The sequence below is a fragment of the Pseudarthrobacter sp. NIBRBAC000502772 genome (assembly GCF_006517235.1).
GTDB lineage: Bacteria > Actinomycetota > Actinomycetes > Actinomycetales > Micrococcaceae > Arthrobacter.
This window is the reverse complement of the sequence record NZ_CP041188.1, coordinates 3007419-3021268: the sequence shown is the minus strand read 5'-3', so window position 1 is coordinate 3021268 and position 13850 is coordinate 3007419. Positions and strand designations below refer to the sequence as shown.

Annotated in this window: 16 protein-coding genes; 10 read left to right on the top strand and 6 right to left on the bottom strand. The window is 64.6% G+C overall.

Annotation, left to right across the window (positions count from 1 at the left end):
* Positions 1-52: 52 nt before the first annotated feature.
* Together NIBR502772_RS13890 and NIBR502772_RS13885 are read right to left on the bottom strand one after the other, a co-directional pair.
* Positions 53-841: a c-type cytochrome gene (locus NIBR502772_RS13890; RefSeq protein ID WP_141140645.1), complete on the bottom strand. Its 789-nt coding sequence runs from the start codon at positions 839-841 to the stop codon at positions 53-55.
* Between the two features lie 87 nt (positions 842-928).
* Complete coding sequence (locus NIBR502772_RS13885; protein WP_371706671.1) at positions 929-1603, bottom strand: heme-copper oxidase subunit III; 675 nt, start codon at positions 1601-1603, stop codon at positions 929-931.
* A 111-nt stretch (positions 1604-1714) separates the two neighbouring features.
* Between NIBR502772_RS13885 and trpD the strand changes: the two genes are divergently transcribed.
* On the top strand, positions 1715-2773 hold the full coding sequence (gene trpD / locus NIBR502772_RS13880; protein WP_141140644.1) for an anthranilate phosphoribosyltransferase: 1059 nt from the start codon (positions 1715-1717) through the stop codon (positions 2771-2773).
* Positions 2774-2843: 70 nt separating this feature from the next.
* On the opposite strand, the gene NIBR502772_RS13875 is transcribed toward trpD, so the two are convergent.
* Together NIBR502772_RS13875 and NIBR502772_RS13870 are read right to left on the bottom strand one after the other, a co-directional pair.
* A complete protein-coding gene (locus NIBR502772_RS13875; protein WP_056340053.1) occupies positions 2844-3125 on the bottom strand; it encodes an Lrp/AsnC family transcriptional regulator in 282 nt (93 codons plus the stop codon).
* 120 nt (positions 3126-3245) lie between these two features.
* Positions 3246-3641 carry a DUF3054 domain-containing protein gene (locus tag NIBR502772_RS13870; protein ID WP_141140643.1) on the bottom strand — a complete coding sequence of 132 codons (396 nt, stop codon included), beginning with the start codon at positions 3639-3641 and terminating at the stop codon, positions 3246-3248.
* Between the two features lie 114 nt (positions 3642-3755).
* On the opposite strand from NIBR502772_RS13870, the gene NIBR502772_RS13865 reads away from it, so the two are divergent.
* The 5 genes from NIBR502772_RS13865 to NIBR502772_RS13845 all read left to right on the top strand — a co-directional run bounded on the left by NIBR502772_RS13865 (position 3756) and on the right by NIBR502772_RS13845 (position 8038).
* Positions 3756-4151 carry a VOC family protein gene (locus NIBR502772_RS13865; protein ID WP_141140642.1) on the top strand — a complete coding sequence of 132 codons (396 nt, stop codon included), beginning with the start codon at positions 3756-3758 and terminating at the stop codon, positions 4149-4151.
* Between the two features lie 16 nt (positions 4152-4167).
* On the top strand, positions 4168-4638 hold the full coding sequence (locus NIBR502772_RS13860; RefSeq protein ID WP_141140641.1) for a VOC family protein: 471 nt from the start codon (positions 4168-4170) through the stop codon (positions 4636-4638).
* 378 nt (positions 4639-5016) lie between these two features.
* Positions 5017-6198 carry a type III polyketide synthase gene (locus tag NIBR502772_RS13855; protein WP_141140640.1) on the top strand — a complete coding sequence of 394 codons (1182 nt, stop codon included), beginning with the start codon at positions 5017-5019 and terminating at the stop codon, positions 6196-6198.
* Positions 6199-6243: 45 nt separating this feature from the next.
* On the top strand, positions 6244-6903 hold the full coding sequence (locus NIBR502772_RS13850) for a methyltransferase domain-containing protein (RefSeq protein WP_246848804.1): 660 nt from the start codon (positions 6244-6246) through the stop codon (positions 6901-6903).
* Positions 6896-8038, top strand: coding sequence for an NAD(P)/FAD-dependent oxidoreductase (locus tag NIBR502772_RS13845; protein WP_141140638.1), 1143 nt, complete (start codon positions 6896-6898; stop codon positions 8036-8038). Before NIBR502772_RS13850 ends, NIBR502772_RS13845 begins: the two co-directional genes overlap by 8 nt.
* A 22-nt stretch (positions 8039-8060) precedes the next feature.
* Here NIBR502772_RS13845 and NIBR502772_RS13840 read toward each other — a convergent pair whose 3' ends face one another.
* Positions 8061-8480 carry a nuclear transport factor 2 family protein gene (locus tag NIBR502772_RS13840; RefSeq protein ID WP_210412299.1) on the bottom strand — a complete coding sequence of 140 codons (420 nt, stop codon included), beginning with the start codon at positions 8478-8480 and terminating at the stop codon, positions 8061-8063.
* Positions 8481-8539: 59 nt separating this feature from the next.
* Here NIBR502772_RS13840 and NIBR502772_RS13835 point away from each other — a divergent pair, with 59 nt between their 5' ends.
* Positions 8540-9205: a peptide deformylase gene (locus NIBR502772_RS13835; RefSeq protein WP_141140637.1), complete on the top strand. Its 666-nt coding sequence runs from the start codon at positions 8540-8542 to the stop codon at positions 9203-9205.
* 20 nt (positions 9206-9225) lie between these two features.
* On the opposite strand, the gene NIBR502772_RS13830 is transcribed toward NIBR502772_RS13835, so the two are convergent.
* Entirely contained in the window at positions 9226-11223 is a 1998-nt protein-coding gene (locus NIBR502772_RS13830; protein WP_141140636.1) for a S9 family peptidase, read from the bottom strand.
* 99 nt (positions 11224-11322) lie between these two features.
* Between NIBR502772_RS13830 and NIBR502772_RS13825 the strand changes: the two genes are divergently transcribed.
* The 3 genes from NIBR502772_RS13825 (at position 11323) to NIBR502772_RS13815 (ending at position 13757) form a co-directional block, all read left to right on the top strand.
* Entirely contained in the window at positions 11323-12210 is an 888-nt protein-coding gene (locus tag NIBR502772_RS13825) for a methyltransferase domain-containing protein (protein ID WP_141140635.1), read from the top strand.
* Between the two features lie 102 nt (positions 12211-12312).
* Entirely contained in the window at positions 12313-12771 is a 459-nt protein-coding gene (locus NIBR502772_RS13820) for an NfeD family protein (RefSeq protein WP_141140634.1), read from the top strand.
* Positions 12772-12809: 38 nt separating this feature from the next.
* Positions 12810-13757 carry an SPFH domain-containing protein gene (locus tag NIBR502772_RS13815; RefSeq protein WP_141140633.1) on the top strand — a complete coding sequence of 316 codons (948 nt, stop codon included), beginning with the start codon at positions 12810-12812 and terminating at the stop codon, positions 13755-13757.
* Positions 13758-13850: the final 93 nt, after the last annotated feature.

The following is a 13850-nucleotide window of genomic DNA, read 5'->3' as shown; positions in this document are numbered from 1 at the left end:
CAATTTCAAACTGCTGACTGGGCAGCAGAAGTTCTTAAGTTTCCCGTTGCGCCTAAGACGTCCGGGAAGTAAGCCAGATGGTGAACGCGATGATGACGCCCAGGCCTGCAACCCAGACGAAGAGTCCTTCGGCGACCGGGCCCAGGGCCCCGAGGTCAGCGCCACCGGGGGAGCCGTTGGCCTCGATCTGCTTCAGGAACGTGACGATGTCGCGCTTGCCCTCGGGGGTGACGTTTGCGTCACTGAAGACGGGCATGTTCTGCGGTCCGGTGACCATCGCTTCGTAGATGTGCTTGCCCGAGACATCGGCAAGGGCGGGAGCGAACTTGCCACGGGTGAGTGCACCGCCGGCTGCTGCTGCGTTGTGGCACATCGCGCAGTTCACGCGGAAGAGCTCGCCACCCTTGGCGGCGTCACCCTGCTCATCAAGCAGGTGTTCTTCAGGAATTGCCGGGCCGGCTCCCAGGGAAGCCACGTAGGCTGCAAGCTGATGAGTCTGGGCATCGTTGAACTGGGCCGGCTTTTTGTACGCCTGGGGACCGTTCATCTGCATGGGCATCCGGCCGGTACCGACCTGGAAATCAACGGACGCAGCACCGACGCCGACCAGCGAGGGGCCATCCTGGCTGCCGCTCGCGCCCATGCCGTGGCAGGTGGCGCAGTTAGCCTCAAAGAGCTTTTCGCCCTCGGCGGTGTCATTGGCGCTGAAGCTGGTGGTGGATGCCTTGGCCTCGTTGACGGTGGTGGCAACGGCATACAGCCCACCAGTGACGAGGAGTCCCATCAGTAGCAGCGCGATTACTGCGAGTGGGTGACGCCGCTTTTGCGAGAGAGCCTTCACGTGGTGGTTCCTTTATTCGATCGTGCGCCGGCTCCGTGAGCCGCTTCTTGAAATTCTGCCTCTTGTAGAAAAGGAATCAAAGCTTGACTACTTCAGTACGTAGATGACCAGGAAGAGGCCGATCCAGACAACGTCCACAAAGTGCCAGTAGTAAGACGTGACGATCGCGGAGGTTGCTTCGAAGTGGCCGAACTTCTTTGCTGCGAACGAGCGTCCGATGATGAAGAGGAAGGCAACGAGGCCGCCGATTACGTGCAGACCATGGAAACCGGTGGTGATATAGAACGATGAGCCGTAGGCGTTGGATGAGAGCGAAACGTGTTCGGAAACAAGCATCGCGTATTCAGTTGCCTGGCCGGCGACGAAGAACGCACCCATGATGAAGGTCAGCGTGAACCATTCATTCATGCCCCAGCGGGAGAACTGGAACGGGCCGCCTGTCTTGCGAGGCTGCAGCCGTTCGGCGGCGAAGACGCCCATCTGGCAAGTAAAGGAACTGGCCACAAGGACGATCGTGTTGACGAGCGCAAAGGGGAAGTTGAGCTTTGCTGTCTCTTCCGCCCACATCTGACCGCTCGTGGAGCGCAGCGTGAAGTACATGGCGAAGAGACCGGCGAAGAACATCAACTCACTGGACAGCCAAACTACGGTTCCGACAGAAACCATATTGGGGCGGTTCAGCGTGGGGTGCGCCGGGGTACTGGGGGCATGGGTCGCAGATGTCACATAGACATTATGTCTATAAAAGTCCGTAGTTCCCAACGCGAACCGCCTTTTCGGGGGACTTTTTCTACAAAGACGCGAAATCACTATGAAAAGTTCCCGGCGACGTTCACATTGGTCAGGTCCGAGGTGGCTCGATAGCATCAGAAGGTGACTTCTCAGGCAACCGCCCCGGCGGACAGCAACACCTGGCCGCGGCTCATCTCGGCTCTTATCAACGGTACTGACCTCACTGCGGACAATACCGCGTGGGCTATGGACAGAATCATGTCCGGGGAGGCCACCCCCGCGCAGATCGCCGGATTCCTGGTTGCCCTCAGTGCCAAGGGCGAAACCGTGGACGAAATCTCGGGTCTGGTGGACGCGATGCTGCGCCATGCAACACCCATCGATATCCCCGGTCAGAAGCTGGACATCGTTGGTACCGGCGGGGACCAGCTCAATACCGTCAACATTTCCACCATGTCCGCCCTCGTTGCTGCGGGCGCCGGAGCGAAGGTCGTCAAGCACGGCAACCGTGCAGCGTCTTCGTCCTCCGGCTCGGCTGACGTGCTTGAAGCGCTGGGGGTCAGGCTCGACCTCCCGGTGGCCCAGGTGGCACGCAACGCGGGGGAGGCTGGAATCACTTTCTGCTTCGCGCAGGTGTTCCACCCGTCTTTCCGTCACACCGCCGTGCCCCGCCGGGAGCTCGCCATCCCCACAGCCTTTAATTTCCTTGGACCTCTGACCAACCCGGCTCTTGTCCAGGCCTCAGCCGTGGGAGTGGCGAATGCCCGTATGGCCCCGCTGGTTGCCGGTGTCCTGGCGAAGCGGGGCAGCCGCGGCCTGGTTTTCCGCGGCAATGACGGACTGGACGAACTGACTACAACGGGTCCCTCCACCGTCTGGGAAATCCGCGACGGCGCTGTCTCGGAGCTGAATTTTGAGCCGGCCGGGCTTGGCATCCGTCCCGCGACTGTGGAGGACCTCCGTGGCGGGGACGCGCAGGCGAATGCCGCCGTCGTACGTGATGTCCTGGCCGGCAAGACCGGTGCAGCCCGGGATGCTGTGCTGCTGAACGCGGCCGCTGGGCTGGTGGCCTTTGATGAATCGTCCGAGGACCCGTTCCTGGAGCGTATGCGTTCGGCGCTTGGCCGGGCCGCGGAGTCGATTGATAGCGGTGCTGCCGCTGCGGTCCTCGATAAGTGGGTTTCGCTGACGCGGCCTTGACCCGTACACACGAAAAGGACGCGGGCCCGGCTGTAAAGCCGGGCCCGCGTCCTTTTCAGGGGAAGTGGTCCTACTGTTCGAAGCCGAGAGCGAACGCCGCGTCGAGATCGTGTTGCGAGTAGGCGCGGAAGGCAATGTGTGTCGTGGTGTGAACCACCGCGGGCACCTTTGACAGCTTGTCGGCAATGACGTCAGCCAGGTCCTCGTGCCGGGCGACGCGGGCAACGGCGATGAGGTCCCATTCGCCTGTTACGGAATAGACCTCGCTGATGCCTGGGATCGCGGAAATTTCCTCGGCGGTTTCCGGGATGCGCGCGGCGTCGGTCTTGATCAGAACGAATGCGGTGATCACTGTTCAATCCTTCCGGATCTGTTGGCCGTAGCTGTGCCCGGCAAGACTCTTTGGTGATGCCAGCCTATTACATGGGCCGTGTCCATCAGGCGTGCCCCGGCCGCGTGGCCGGCGGCGCCTTCACGACTTTCTAAGCCTGCGTACCAGTGCAAGAAGTGCCCGGTAGCCCACCAGGAACAACCCCAGGCTCAAGAGCGCAACAACCACGAAGGCCAGTACTACGCTCTGTCCCGTCAGCGCCCTCAGGATCATGCCGCCGGCCACGGCGCCAAGCCAGACCACGACGCCGGTTGCCATGGACAGCGGACGCCGCCACGCCCGCCACGCAAGCCAGGCGATGGCGGCCCCGGCCAGGAACGGCCACGCAGTGAGGAACACGCCGGTGACGATGTCGCCGCGCTGGTGGGCGTCCCTGCCGATGGCTGCGAAAACAAGGATGAGGACGGCGTCGGACAGTGCCGCGGCGGTGATGGCGCGCCTGCCGCCGGTTACGGATTGCTGCTGGGTCCAGGTCATGGCTTCGAGCCTAACCCGGCGACGGCGGCGGCCCGGTCCTGATGCTTGCCCTGCTACGGGGGGATTAAGGAAGATGGGTGGGACAACAGCGGTGCTTATCAAGCGGGAGGCACAGTGCGCCTGATCCAGGTGGCCCAGCAGGCACACGACCTCCAGCGGGCCGCGGAGTTCTATTCACAGCTGCTCGGGATGCAGCCAGCGGCGGTCTACGACCCGCCGGGACTCCTGTTTTTCGATCTGGACGGCGTCCGGCTCCTGCTGGAGCGCGGCGCACCGTCGTCGGTCCTCTATCTGGAGGTGGAGGACGTCCGGACCAGCATCGGCGCCCTGCAGGGCAGGGGAGTGGAGGTAGTTGCGCTGCCGCAGGTGATCTTCCACCATGGCGACGCCACCCTGGGTCCGGCAGGAACCGATGAGTGGATGGCCTTCATCCGTGACTCGGAAGGGAACACGGTGGGGCTGGTCAGCCGGCATCCACCGGCCGTTGTGCCGGATGCGGCCCCGCACTAACCGGAAAGGAGCAACCATGCAAAAGGTTTCCACATGCCTGTGGTTCGAGAACCAGGCCGAAGAGGCCGCCGAGTTCTATGTGGCAGTCTTCGGCGGCTACAGGATTCTGGACGTCTCGCGGTTCGGCGAGGGCGGTCCCGGTCAGGCCGGGCAGGTCATCACCGTTGAGTTTGAGATTGAAGGCCAAAAGCTCATGGCACTCAACGGGGGAGCGCCGGCCAATTTCACGGAAGCCGTCTCCCTTGTGGTCGACTGTTCCGACCAGGCGGAAGTGGACCGCTACTGGTCGGCGCTGACAGACGGTGGGGCGGAGAGCCAGTGCGGGTGGTTGAAGGACCGTTTCGGCGTCTCCTGGCAGATCGTGCCGTCGGTCCTGGGCTCACTGATTGGCGGTCCGGATCCGGAGGATGCCCAGCGGGCAATGCAGGCCATGCTCGGGATGCAGAAGCTTGATATCGCCGCACTTCAGACGGCCTACGACGGTTAGGAACTGTTCCCGCTCCGCCACCACCGCGCGCCGGGCGCTCTACAAAGGGCTCGTTGCAAGGTCCAAAGCTGCTCTGTACCGCTTCCCCCGAAAGGAATAGGATCCCGTTCAGTTAACATCTCCGGATTGTGCATTCGGGGGCGTGGTCCGGATGGGACTACTGGGCTTGGGATGGTGCCGCGTATCTATTTGATGAAATACAAAGAGTTCTACTGGCACCGCAGAGTACTACTTTACATAATGTAGATTATCGGCGTCATCTGAGAGCGGAGAGTGGCCTGCGTTTGGCCGACGTTTAGCGGGCGACTCCGGGGCTTCCGTTTGATGTTGCCGCACGTCGCCATTGTCTAATCCCTTGTGCTCGCCAAGAATGAACCAATGACGGTCTACGTGCGTTCACTCGAAACTGCTGTTCCGCCCACCGTGCTGGTCCAGACCGAAGCCCGCGACGTTTTTGCAGCTCAGCCTGGCCTGACCAGGCTGGGCTCGCGGCTGGTGAGTACTTGCTTCGATTCAGCCGCCATCGATACGCGCCATACCGCCGTCGAAGAAATGACCATGGCGTTCCGTTCGGACGCTCCGCAGTTTTTTGATCCCGCCACGGGCCTGCTCCTGAACCCCACTACCAAGGTGCGCAACGAGATCTTCGCCCGGGAGGTCACCAAACTTTTCATCGAGTCCGCCCGGGCTGCCGTGGACGCCTGCCCGGATCTGTCCTTGCTTGACATAACCCACGTCATTACCGTCTCCTGCACCGGATTCTTCAACCCGGGTCCTGACTATAAGATCGTCCGCGCGCTGGGACTGGACCCGGCGGTCCAGCGTTATCACCTCGGATTCATGGGCTGCTATGCCGCCTTTCCGGCGCTGCGGGCCGCCAAGTCGTTCTGCGAAGCAGATCCGCAGGCCGTTGTCCTGGTGGTCTGTGCCGAGCTGTGCTCCCTGCACGTGCGGACCTCGAACGATCCCGACACCATCATGGGTTCGGCGCTGTTCGCCGACGGCGCGGCGGCAGCCATCATTACGGCCCGGAACGATCCGGATGCACCTGCGCTGATGCAACTGGACCACTTCGAAACCGTCCTTACTCCGGTGGGCGAGGAATCCATGGCCTGGAACATCGGCGACCACGGCTTCGAAATGGTGCTGGGCAACTACGTCCCCCACATCATCGACGATCACATCGTCGGCGCCCTGGCACCGCTGCTGGCCCGGGATCCCTCGCTGCGCGGACTCCCCTACCGCGACATCCGCCATTGGGCCATCCACCCCGGCGGCCGGAGCATCCTTGACAAGGTCCAGACGCGCCTTGAACTCACCGACGAGCAACTCGTTCCGGCACGGGATACTTTGCGGGACTACGGCAACATGAGCAGCGCCACCGTGCTGTTTGTCCTCAGGCACATCCTGGAGCAGCCGCCGGTGGAGGGCGAGGAACGTATCTGCTCCATGGCGTTCGGCCCCGGACTCACGGTGGAAACCGGGCTCTTCACGAAACTGCGCCAGGCAGCCACCGGAAAACGGGCGGTGCAGCCCGAGGCAGCCTCGTCACTGGTCTGACCTGTGTCCCTGATGCGGCAAAGGGCTGCGGACGCAGTGGAAATGATGGACCTGCCGGACTGTGATCCCACCAAACTGGAACTCACGTACCGGCAATTCGAACTGGTGAACCGGCTCTTCTCCGGCTGGCGGCAGCTGTACCGCCGCGAGGTTCGCCCTCTGCTCTCCCACGACTCTGAAACCACGCTCCTCGACATAGGATGCGGCGGTGGGGACCTGGCACGCCAGCTCGCCCTCTGGTCCGCCCGGGACAAACTGCTGCTCGAGGTCACCGGCATTGATCCGGATGCCAGGGCATACAGCTACTCGTCACACCGCCCCCACCACGTCTCAGTCCGGTTCCGCCAGGCAGACAGTGCCGACCTGGTCCGCGAAGGCCGCCGGTTCGACGTCGTTATCTCGAACCACGTCATCCACCACCTCCAACCGGCAGACCTGGCTCGGCTCCTGGCAGATTCGCAAGCCCTGGCGCGCCGGATTTCCCTGCACAACGACCTCCGCCGGAACATCGCAGCCTACGCACTTTTCTCCCTGGCGGCCCTCCCCTTCCGCGGCTCGTTCATCCGCGCGGACGGCCTGACCTCGATCAGGCGCAGCTACACCCCGGCAGAACTCGCCGCCGCTGCTCCCCCGGGCTGGCAGGTGGCGCGCCACTCCCCGTTCCATCAGGTCCTCCTGCACCGCCCGGAGCATCCCAATGGCTGACGTGGTGATCGTCGGCGGCGGACCCGTGGGTCTGTATCTCGCTGCCCTGCTGCTTCAGGACGGCGTCGCGGTCCAGATCCTTGAACAGCGGCTCCGCCGGGAACCTCACTCGCGGGCCATCGGCATCCATCCCCCCGCCCTCGCGGCGCTGGACAGGGTAGCCGTGGCCAGCGCCATGGTTGATGCCGGCGTGCAGATCCGTGGCGGCATCGCAGTCAGCGGCACGAAGACCGTAGGGTCAATGTCCTTCGCATCCGTCTCGGAGTGCTTCCCGTTTGTCCTGTCCCTCCCCCAGGTCACCACGGAAACCCTGCTGGAACGGCGTGTACACGAACTGGATGGCGCCGCGTTGGTCAGGGGCACTAGGGTGACGGAAATAGCGGACGACGGCGGACTGGTCACCGTCGTCGCTGAGGCGACCAACGCGGGCGGTGCCGGCACCCGGATCACCTCACGGCTTTTGGTCGGTGCCGACGGCTCGCGGTCCCTGATGCGCAGCCTGCTGGGCATCCCGGCCACGTCCCGAACCTATCCCGACCATTATGTGATGGGTGATTTCGAGGGTACCGGCGAAAACCTGAACGAAGCCGTCCTGTACCTCGAAGCCGAAGGGATAGTGGAATCCTTTCCGCTGCCGGGCGGTCGCCGCCGGTGGGTAGTGAGGATTCCCCGGCCCGCAGCAGTCCCGGACGCCATCGAACTGGCGCGGATGGTCCACCAGCGTACGGGTTTCCGGCCGGACCCGGCCACCAACAGTATGCTCAGCAGCTTCAGCCCGCGCTCCACGGTGGCTTGCCGATCTGTCGCGGGGCGGGCGGTCCTGATCGGCGATGCTGCCCATGAAATAAGCCCCATCGGCGGCCAGGGCATGAACCTTGGCTGGCTGGAGGCGGCGGAACTCGCGCCGATCATCTGTGATGCCCTGGCGGGGAAACCGGTTGGCCAGCGCCTGCATGCCTATTCCGCCCGGCGTCGTAAGGCCGCCTCGCTGGCGCGATGGCAGTCCGAAGTGAACATGATGCTGGGGCGCCCGCTGGCGCCGCCGTTCCTGGCGTTGAGGAACCACGCAGTCAGCGCGGTGTCCGGCATTCCGGCGGCCAACAGGCTGGTGGCCCGCCGGTTCACCATGCAGTAAACCCGCGCCGGAGGGCGCCGGGTCAGGAGTTCGCGAAGTAGCAGTCGTAACTGTCCTGGCTGATGATCAGGCCGCCCCGGACTTCAAAGACCGACGACGTCCGGGCGCGGATGGTCTCCCCGGCATCCCAGTACCGCAGGTCCATCAGCGTCCTCGCCGACCAGTCGGCCTCCACCACAACCCGACCGCCTTCGCAGGTAGTGCGGCGGATCTCGAACTTCTGGTCCGCCACTACTTCGCCGCTTTGATCAAGGCCAGCCATCGCCTGGTCACGCGTCCGCGTGGAGCCTTCAACCGCGAGCAGATGCGGCGCCTCGACCAATACGAAGTCCGCAGCGAGGAAACGGCCGATGGCCCCGCCGTCACCGCCGGCTTCCAGGGTCCGGATGAAGTCCAGGACAAGTTCCAGTGCGTTGGGTTCGGACGCAATCAGTTCAGCCATGGCATCGACATTAGCCGACCCGGCCGACGCCCGGCGGCGTCCGCCGCTAGGCTTTCCGCATGACCGCTGTATCACCGCCCACTTCATTCACTCCTGCGCGTCTGAGGGAACGGGTGCAGGAAATCCTGTCTGCGGGATCGCTGCCGCCCATCGTCCAGGCCGGGAATCCCGTACTCCGCCAGCGGGCCGCGTCCTTCGACGGCCAGATCAGCGCCGGCGAGCTGGACCAGTTGATTGCCCTCATGCGCGACGTGATGCACGAAGCCCCTGGTGTGGGGCTGGCCGCCCCGCAACTCGGAATCCCGCTGCAGCTGGCAGTCCTTGAGGACCAGTACGACGTCGACCCCGAGGCTGCTGCACTGCGGCACCGCAGCCCGCTGGAGTTCCTCACCATCATCAACCCGCACTACACGGCCGTCGGAACGGAAAGCGCCGCGTTCTTCGAGGGGTGCCTCTCACTGACCGGCCTACAGGCAGTGGTAGTACGGCCAGAACGGGTGCTGCTCCGGTTCGACACCCCCGGAGGCCTGGCGTCGGAACAGGAATTCGAGGGCTGGCAGGCGAGAATTGTGCAGCACGAAACCGATCACCTCCATGGCACCCTCTACGTTGACCGCGCCGAGTTGAGGTCCTTGAGCTCCAACGCCGAGTACGCCGCCAACTGGGCCGAGCCGGGGATCGGAAAGGCCCGTGCGGCCCTGGGATTCCTGCCCGGGAACCCCTGACGCGCCAGCACGCCACCTCGTCACTCCGGCGGTGCGTCTGCCGGATTTGCGTCGGTCGGGAGGAACCGGGCCCACCAGCGCAGGATGTGCTCGAATCTCTGGCGCCGGTGCTGCGGCCTGCCTGACCGGGAAAGTTCATGGTCCTCGCCCGGGAACACCAGCAGCTGGGTTTCCACACCCTGCCGCTTCAGGGCCGTGAAATACCGCTGGCCCTGCTCCAGCGGACACCTGAGATCGTTTTCGCTGTGGATGACCAGCGTCGGGGTCTGCACGTTGCCCACGTGCTCGAACGGGCTTTGCGCGGCGACCCCCACCGTTGAGCTGCCGAGATATTCGTTGCCGAAGTACCAGCCAATGTCGGCCGAGCCCTCGAAACTGACCGGGTCCAGGAATCCACGCTCCACAATGGCACCCTGGAACCTGTGGTGGTGCGCGATGGTCCAGGCGGTCAGGTATCCGCCGTACGAGCCGCCCATTATGCCCAGCCGGCCCGCGTCCAGCGCCGGAAATTTGGCCAGCGCCCCGTCCAGGAACGCCAGGACATCCTCCATGTCGTCCGTGCCAAGGCGGCCCTTGATGGCCAGCCCGTGTTCCCGGCCGTAGCCGGCGGAGCCGCGCGGATTGCACATCAGCACGGCATAGCCCGCAGCCGCGTACATCTGGGCTTCGTCGAACAGGGCAACGGTGAACTGGGCAAACGGCCCGCCATGGATGTTCAGTAGGACCGGGTGCGGCCCCTTGCCCGCAGGCCTGACGAGCCAGCCATGGACGGGATAGCCATCGGGCGCCTCAAACGTCAGCTCCTGTGGAACCACAATGTCCGTCTGTGTCCGCAGAACGGCCGAAAAGTCTGTCAGCAGCCGCAGCTGTCCGTCGTCGAGTACTGCGACGTCCCCCTGGGTGGACGGATCGCCGAATACGACGAGCAGCGAACCACCCGCCCAGGCAGCCCCCGTCACCACCTTGTCGCCGTGCACCAGCAGGGCATGCCCGCCCGCCGCCCCCAGCTCGAGGAGCTCAACCGAGCCTTGCGCGTTGTTCAGGACGAGGGCGTGGTCCGGGCCGCGGAGCTCAATCCGGGCACCCGGCGCCGTGACGTCCATCAACTCCGGGTCGGTCAGCGCAACCGGCATTCCGCCGTCGGCCGCTACGCAGTACAGCACGCCGTTCCGTGCCACGAAGTCCCGGCCCGAGCCGCCCAGGTCCCGGGCAATGTAGAACAGCCATTTGCCGTCCCGGGACTGCCGGACCTCCGAGACGGTTTGAGGTGCGGCTACTCCCTTATCCACCAGGAGGGGGTCGCCGCCGGTGACCGGCACCCTGTAGATCGAGGTGGCCAAGTCGTCATCGTTCTCCGGCGGTGCTGCCACAAAGTAGACGACTGATCCGTCTGCACTGAAAACTCCGGAGCTGGCGTCCGTGGCGAGCGACGTCAGCTGCCGGGCTTCCGGCAGCGACGGAGCCGCAGGCGGTGCCAGCGGTTCGCCGCCGAGTTCCGGGACGTCCACGATGAACAGCTGCTGCGGCTTGTCGCGCGTGTAGCCAACGCTGTTCAGCCTGTACTGGTAGGAGGAGATCAGCCGTGGGGCCTCCGCCTCCGCGGTGATGGCTTCGCTGCTGCCGTACCGTCCGGTCTCGGGCTCGCGGGAGCTGAAGACTATCCGGCGCGAATCAGGAGACCAGGCGAAGGATTCCACTCCGAGCAGCCTGTCGGTAATGACCTGGGGTTCACCGCCGCCGGCCTCCACCACGACGAGCTGCGCTTTCGACGACGGTCCGCCCGTCCGGAGGAAGGCGAGGACCAGCCCATCAGGAGAGAAGGCAGGGACGGTGTCCCGGAAGCCCCTGGTTATTCGCCGCGGCAGCTGCTCCTGGTTCAACGGGATGTTCCACAGCTGGCCCACGTAGGAATCAGCAGTGAAATCCGGCCTGGTCACCGACACAACAGCGCGGCTGCCGTCCGGGTGAACGGCCGGCGCGGAGACGGAATTGAGCAGCGGGAGGTGTTCTGGCTTCACCCACGTGAGCCTAACGTGCGGCTTTCCCCTACGCGAACATGCGGCCGGACCACTCGCGGGGCTCCGCGCCGGCCCGCTCCCCGCCCTAAGATGGTCCGTATGCCATCAAGCCCTCGCCCTCCGCTGCGCTGCCCCGTGTGCGGCGCCGCACTGAATGTCCGGGTCGGGCCGGGTGACGCGGCCCGCAAGGCCCTGGTCTGCGGATCCGGGCACGGCTTCGACGCGGCGAAACAGGGCTATTTCAACCTGCTGGTGGGCAAGGGGACAGTCTTTGAAGCCGACACCGCAGAGATGGTGGCGGCCCGGTTCGCTTTCCTCGACGGCGGGCACTACCGCCCCCTGGCAGACGCCGTCGCGGCCGCCGTCGTGCCCGGGATAACCCCGGGCGAACCGTTCACGCTCCTCGATTCGGGTACGGGGACCGGCCACTATCTCAGGGTGGTGCTGGATGAGGTGCAGCGGCGCACCGCCAGTTGCGCCGCCGTCGCGCTCGACATCTCCAAGTTCGCGCTCCGCCGCGCCGCGCGCCTCAACCCCGAGGCCGTCAGCCTTGCCTGCGATGTGTGGCAGCCGCTCCCGGTGGCCGACGCCGCCGTCGACGCCATCACGGTGATCTTTGCTCCCCGCAACGCCGCCGAATTCGCCAGGGTACTCCGCCCCGGCGGAAGGCTGGTGGTGGTGACGCCGCGCGCCGGACACCTGGCCGCCGTTGCCGCCCAGGCCGGGATGCTGTCCATCGAGGATGACAAGGACGCGCGGCTGGCAGATTCCCTCTCGCCGCACTTCGCCGCCGAGTCCACCCGGGACCTGGATATCCTGATGACGCTAACGCCCGGCGAGCTGGCTGACCTGGCCTTCATGGGTCCGGCCGGGCACCACCTGGACCGCACGGCCATTGCGGCCAAAATCGGGAGCGGCGGGGAGTCAACCCAGGTGGAGGCCCGATTCCGGATCACGGTCTTCCGTCCGGCGCGGTCCGCACCGTAACGACTTGGCCACGTTCAACCGCTGCCCTTCACGCAACCTGCCGTCCTGCTTTCCGGCGGACTAGGATAAATAGACAGCTACCGGATGGTCAAGGGGGACGGAATGTTTGAATGGCTCGGCGAAAACTGGTGGGCCCTGTGGCTCACCGCCTTCCTCGCATTCGCAGTGATCGAAATGATCACCCTTGACCTGTTCTTCATTATGCTCGGCGGCGGAACAGTTGCCGCGCTCGTCGCAGATTTTGCCGGCGCTGACCTGTGGCTGCAGATTGTGGTGTTCTGCGTCGTCTCACTGCTGATGATCGCCTTTGTCCGCCCGGTGGCACTAAGCCACCTGAAAAAGGGACCCGCCGACCAGCGCACCAACATTGACCGGCTCATTGGCGAGCAGGCCCTGGTGATGGAAGCAGTCAGCTCCACCGGCGGCCTCGTCAAGATCGGGGGCGATGTCTGGAGCGCCCGGTCCTCCGGCGGCGTCCTGCCTGCCGGCCAGAAGGCAGTGGTCTCCGCCATCGACGGGGCCACGGCTGTTGTTTCCGCCCAGCCGGAGCAGGCCACTTAGTCCTGAGTACAGCCTAACAATTGGGGAATAGGAGTCGTATGGATAACGCAGGAGGAGCCGCCCTGGCCATTGTGCTGGTGGTCCTGATCGTGTTCGTGATCATTGTCTTGGTCCGCTCGGTGCGGATTATCCCGCAGGCGAGGGCCGGCGTCGTTGAACGGCTCGGCAAGTACCAGCGGACCCTTAACCCGGGACTCACCATCCTGATCCCGTTTGTGGACCGGCTCCTGCCGCTCCTTGATCTGAGGGAGCAGGTGGTGTCCTTTCCACCGCAGCCGGTCATCACCGAAGACAACCTGGTGGTGTCCATCGACACTGTGGTGTACTTCCAGGTCACTGATCCGCGCGCAGCCACCTATGAGATTGCCAATTACATCCAGGCCGTGGAGCAGCTCACCACTACCACCCTGCGTAACGTTGTGGGCGGCCTGAATCTGGAAGAGGCGCTCACATCCCGCGACCAGATCAACGGCCAGCTGCGCGGTGTCTTGGACGAGGCAACCGGCCGCTGGGGCATCCGGGTCTCGCGCGTGGAGCTCAAGGCCATTGACCCGCCCCACTCGATCCAGGACTCGATGGAGAAGCAGATGCGGGCCGAGCGAGACCGCCGCGCTGCGATCCTCACGGCCGAAGGCACCAAGCAGTCCGCCATCCTGACGGCCGAGGGCCAGCGGCAAGCATCGATCCTTGCGGCTGAGGGCGACGCCAAGGCGGCCATCCTCCGCGCTGACGGTGAGGCACAGGCCATCCAGAAGGTCTTTGACGCAATCCACAAGGGCAACCCCGACCAGAAGCTCCTGGCCTACCAGTACCTGCAGACGCTTCCGAAAATCGCAGAGGGATCATCAAACAAGCTGTGGATCATTCCCAGCGAAATTGGCGAGGCACTCAAGGGCATCGGCCAGGCGCTCGGCGGTACCAATCCTGATCAGACCGCCGGCGGCGGGCTGTTCGACGAGGAACCCGCTAAACAGCCTGGGTCCTGACACGGATTTGCCCCATACGGGGCGGGAGGGGATTCGCGCTTGGTCGCGGGTCCCCTCCCGTTTTGCGGCTAGGCCCCACGCCGGTATAATTGG

What these genes read in the sequence shown, in the direction of transcription:
- NIBR502772_RS13870 (WP_141140643.1), bottom strand. Translation starts at nt 3,641, where the DNA reads ATGACCTGGACCCAGCAGCAATCCGTAACCGGCGGCAGGCGCGCCATC.
- NIBR502772_RS13860 (WP_141140641.1), top strand. Translation starts at nt 4,168, where the DNA reads ATGCAAAAGGTTTCCACATGCCTGTGGTTCGAGAACCAGGCCGAAGAG.
- NIBR502772_RS13855 (WP_141140640.1), top strand. Translation starts at nt 5,017, where the DNA reads ATGACGGTCTACGTGCGTTCACTCGAAACTGCTGTTCCGCCCACCGTG.
- NIBR502772_RS13850 (WP_246848804.1), top strand. Translation starts at nt 6,244, where the DNA reads ATGGACCTGCCGGACTGTGATCCCACCAAACTGGAACTCACGTACCGG.
- NIBR502772_RS13845 (WP_141140638.1), top strand. Translation starts at nt 6,896, where the DNA reads ATGGCTGACGTGGTGATCGTCGGCGGCGGACCCGTGGGTCTGTATCTC.
- NIBR502772_RS13840 (WP_210412299.1), bottom strand. Translation starts at nt 8,480, where the DNA reads ATGGCTGAACTGATTGCGTCCGAACCCAACGCACTGGAACTTGTCCTG.
- NIBR502772_RS13835 (WP_141140637.1), top strand. Translation starts at nt 8,540, where the DNA reads ATGACCGCTGTATCACCGCCCACTTCATTCACTCCTGCGCGTCTGAGG.
- NIBR502772_RS13825 (WP_141140635.1), top strand. Translation starts at nt 11,323, where the DNA reads ATGCCATCAAGCCCTCGCCCTCCGCTGCGCTGCCCCGTGTGCGGCGCC.
- NIBR502772_RS13820 (WP_141140634.1), top strand. Translation starts at nt 12,313, where the DNA reads ATGTTTGAATGGCTCGGCGAAAACTGGTGGGCCCTGTGGCTCACCGCC.
- NIBR502772_RS13815 (WP_141140633.1), top strand. Translation starts at nt 12,810, where the DNA reads ATGGATAACGCAGGAGGAGCCGCCCTGGCCATTGTGCTGGTGGTCCTG.